Origin of the sequence: Aquabacterium sp. (genome assembly GCF_049274795.1) — a bacterium.
GTDB lineage: Bacteria > Pseudomonadota > Gammaproteobacteria > Burkholderiales > Burkholderiaceae_C > Aquabacterium.
In genome coordinates, this window is sequence record NZ_JBASTH010000075.1 from 1 (window position 1) to 3,211 (window position 3,211).

Annotated in this window: 2 protein-coding genes and 4 pseudogenes; 2 read left to right on the plus strand and 4 right to left on the minus strand. The window is 62.8% G+C overall.

Annotation, left to right across the window (positions count from 1 at the left end; genetic code table 11):
• Positions 1–354: transposase (locus WAQ08_RS11940; RefSeq protein WP_422191800.1), on the plus strand; the 354-nt coding region annotated here is incomplete at its 5' end.
• Here the strand turns inward: WAQ08_RS11940 and WAQ08_RS11945 are convergent.
• Both WAQ08_RS11945 and WAQ08_RS11950 read right to left on the minus strand, forming a co-directional pair.
• Positions 346–1,019 (minus strand): annotated as a pseudogene (locus tag WAQ08_RS11945) (ATP-binding cassette domain-containing protein); the annotation flags it as partial. The gene WAQ08_RS11940 and the pseudogene WAQ08_RS11945 overlap by 9 nt on opposite strands.
• A 28-nt stretch (positions 1,020–1,047) precedes the next feature.
• A pseudogene (locus WAQ08_RS11950) lies at positions 1,048–1,152 on the minus strand (ABC transporter permease); the annotation flags it as partial.
• A gap of 191 nt (positions 1,153–1,343) precedes the next feature.
• On the opposite strand from WAQ08_RS11950, the gene WAQ08_RS11955 reads away from it, so the two are divergent.
• Positions 1,344–2,036: a YkgJ family cysteine cluster protein gene (locus WAQ08_RS11955; protein ID WP_422191801.1), complete on the plus strand. Its 693-nt coding sequence runs from the start codon at positions 1,344–1,346 to the stop codon at positions 2,034–2,036.
• Here WAQ08_RS11955 and WAQ08_RS11960 read toward each other — a convergent pair.
• Both WAQ08_RS11960 and WAQ08_RS11965 read right to left on the minus strand, forming a co-directional pair.
• Positions 1,991–2,944 (minus strand): annotated as a pseudogene (locus WAQ08_RS11960) (methyl-accepting chemotaxis protein); the annotation flags it as partial. The gene WAQ08_RS11955 and the pseudogene WAQ08_RS11960 sit on opposite strands and share 46 nt — an antisense overlap.
• A 45-nt stretch (positions 2,945–2,989) precedes the next feature.
• Positions 2,990–3,211 (minus strand): annotated as a pseudogene (locus WAQ08_RS11965) (hypothetical protein); the annotation flags it as partial.

Below are 3,211 nucleotides of genomic sequence, written 5' to 3' on the forward strand. Positions count from 1 at the left end.
ATTGACAAGGCTGTGCCCAGCGAGCTTGATGTCCACTGCATTGTCGACAACTACGCCACCCACAGTCACCCCAAGATCAAGGCTTGGTTGACGGCCAGGCCACGTTGGCACATGCACTTCATTGCCACCTACAGTTCCTGGCTCAATCAGGTGGAGGGATTTTTTGCCCTGATAACCGACAAGACCATCCAGCGCGGATCCTTCACCAGCGTCACGCAACTTGTGCAGCGCATTGATCACTTTGTCGCCGCATACAACACCGAGTGCCAACCGTTCAGGTGGACTGCTGCCGCTCACTCAATCTTGGCTAAGCTGCACCGACATTGCTCACGTATCAGCGGGACAGGACACTAGCACGGCGGTGAAACCATGTTCACGCCACAGGCGTTCGATCAACTGCTGCATCTCGATGAGGGTGAGGGCATCAAGTGCGCCCAGAGGCTCATCGAGCAGCAGACGAGGGCGGTGCACCAGGGCCTTGGCCAGAGCCACGCGCTGCCGTTGTCCGCCCGGCAGCGCTGCGGGCATTCGTCGATGCGTTCGGCCAGGCCGACGGCGGTGAGGGCATCAAGTGCGCCCTGGCGGGGATCCGTGCCTGTCAGGCCCAAGGCCACGTTCTGGCCCACCTTCTTCCAGGGCAGCAGCCGGGCATCCTGGAACATCAGGCGCAGGCCTTGGTCGGCGACATGGTCTGTGCGCAGGGCCTGTCCGTCCAGATCGATGCGGCCGGTGGAAATGCCGTCCAGCCCTGCCAGCAGGCGCAGCAGGGTGCTCTTGCCGCAGCCGCTGCGCCCCACGATGGCGACGAACTCGCCCGAGGCGATGTCCAGGTTGATGCCTTGCAGCACCTGGCGTTGGCCGTAAGCCTTGCCGAGGTTGCGCAGGGTGACCCCTGTGCCTTGCTGGTTGGCTGCCTGACGCGCGTGAGTCGAGGCGCGATGCCGTGAAGACGATGTCTGCGGCGCCAGGTCAGGCGCCACGGCCCGGGCTGCCGGGAGAGTCGATAGCGTCGTGCTCATGATGTGTCGCGAGAATGGGGCGAAAGGGTCAGGCGGCGTTGCGATAGCCAGGGTGCCAGCGCAGGGCCGCACGCTCCAGGCCGCGGACCAGCACGTCGGCCAGTTTGCCCAGCAAGGCATACAGCAGGATGCCTTGAGGCGCTCCGGCTTTTTTCATGCCTGAACGGTCATACAAGGGTAGACCCTCACTCTCATGGCTGTGGCGCAAGAATGTGTAACAGAGTTGTGACGGTAGTAGAGCGTTATGCGTCGTTCGTGGCGTTCTGTTACGTTGTCATCTGATATCACACAAGAATCATAGAAGTGAATGCTAGGGAGCCCCCCATGGATCTTGCCAATGTCAACGTGTCGCCATTGATGCTGCAGCGCTTGGCTGATTTGAAGGCTGATGAACACGTGGAATCCAGGCGCAAGCTGGCGGCCATCGAGGCGGCCATGACGCCTCAGTGGAGGCAGTCCATGCACGAGAGGATCAACAGCCTCTCCAGGCAGGCTTCTGCACCCCGAAGCAAGCTTCCAAAGCTGTACTTGCTGATGGAGGAGGTTGGCGATCTCCGATCCGGGCATGTGTCATGCAAGGCGGGGTGCAGTGCGTGTTGCCGGACGATTCCCGTGGAAATTTCGGACCTTGAGGCCAAGCACATCGCAGCGGCGACCGGCAAGCAGATGGCCAATCTGCCCCCAAGGCGGCACACCAGGCTTCAAGATGTCAGCACCCCATGCCCTTTCCTGCTCGAGAATCAATGCTCGATCTATGAGCACCGTCCATACAACTGCCGCAGTCTGGCAGCCGTTGATCGTGATGCCTTGAGTTGCAGCGATGAGAACACGGCCTTGACACGTGCGAAGGATCCCAGGGCCGTACCCGTGGTCATGACCAAGATGCAGGCCTTCGATCCGCTCTATCAAGAGATCATCGGCCGCAAGCCCGTGGCCTGGGCGGACATCCGGCAGTTCTTTCCGACCAAGGCTCAGGCTGGAGAGAGCCTGAACACGGCCACAGCCTCGACCAGCTGACGCGCATGCCCCTTCAGGCTGGCGGCGGCACTTTGCTCGACCAGGGCGGCGTTCTGCTGCGTGGCCTGGTCCATCTGCGTCACGGCCTGCCCAACCTGGGTGACGCCGTTGCTCTGTTCCGTGCTGGCGGCGCTGATCTCGGCCACGATGCCGCTCACGCGCTGGATGGCATTGACGATCTCGCCCATGGTGGTGCCGGCCTTGTCGACCAATGCAGTACCTTGTTCGACCTTCTCGACACTGGTGGTGATCAGGCTGTTGATTTCCCGAGCAGCCTGGGCGCTGCGTTGCGCCAGGGAGCGCACCTCGCCTGCAACCACCGCGAAACCACGGCCTTGCTCGCCGGCGCGCGCGGCTTCCACGGCGGCATTGAGCGCCAGGATGTTGGTCTGGAAGGCAATGCCATCGATCACGGAGATGATGTCGGCGATCTTCTTGGAGTTGGCGTCGATGTCGCGCAGCGTGCTCACGACCTGCCGACCACCTCGCCGCCCTTGGTGGCCACGCCGGAAGCCCCTACGGCGAGTTGGCTGGCCTGGCGGGCGTTGTCGGCGTTGTTGCGCACGGTCGAGCTCAGTTCGTCCATCGTCGCCGCGGTCTGCTGAAAGGCTGCGGCCTGGTTTTCGGTGCGGGCGCTCAGGTCCATGTTGCCCTGTGCGATCTGGGCACTGGCGGTGGCCACGCTTTCGGCGTTGCCGCGCACACCAGGCGTGTTGCTGCATGTCCGTGATGGCCTGCAGCAACACGCCTGTCTCATCCTGGGTGTTGGTGACTTCGACGTGGTGGCTCAGATCGCCGGTAGCCCCTTTCTGGGCGGCCTTGTTCAGTGGCAAGGTGATGCTGCGTGTGATGAGCCAGGCAGAGGCACTGCCCAGGCCCAGCATCAGCAGGCCCAGGGCGATCAGCATATTTCGGCTATTGTGGTTCTGCGTATTGAGTCGGCCCTGCAAAATTCACAGTACCGCCAGGGTTCGTAATCTGACCCCGGTTTTCCCCGCCGCCGCGGCCGTTGCGAACGCGGCAGCGAGCATGCACAGCAGCGCGAGCAGGGGCGCAAGAAGGCCTTTGAGCCCCAAACGCACGATGGCCCGCAGCAGCCAGCGGATGTTGTAACCCGCCGCGCACAGCACCGCGTGCAGCGCGTCGCCGGTTGCCCCTTGCAGCCAGCACCGGTC